The 245-nt window shown below is 38.0% G+C and carries 1 protein-coding gene; it reads left to right on the top strand.

All coding sequences use genetic code 11. The features are described from left to right. Positions 1 to 125: 125 nt before the first annotated feature. The coding region (locus tag QQL85_RS26510) for a DUF892 family protein (RefSeq protein WP_284368798.1) at positions 126 to 245 on the top strand (120 nt) is incomplete at its 3' end.

The raw sequence follows: 245 nt of genomic DNA, 5'->3' as shown, positions 1-245 counted from the left end.
AAGAAGAAAAGGCCACCGACATCAAACTGACTGATCTGGCCATTAATAACGTAAATAAGAAAGCCGAAAATAAAGCCTGAAATATGAATTTTAACTTTTAGTCATTTTATAAAGAGGACATTTTCATGAATCGTATTGAACATTATCATGACTGGTTACGTGACGCCCACGCAATGGAAAAGCAAGCCGAATCTATGCTTGAATCCATGGCCAGCCGTATAGATAATTATCCTGAACTACGCGCT

The sequence above is a fragment of the Pseudomonas putida genome, assembly GCF_030159595.1.
In the GTDB taxonomy this organism is placed as follows: Bacteria; Pseudomonadota; Gammaproteobacteria; order Pseudomonadales; family Pseudomonadaceae; genus Aquipseudomonas; species Aquipseudomonas putida_AC.
This window is presented reverse-complemented; position numbering and strand designations above follow the sequence as displayed.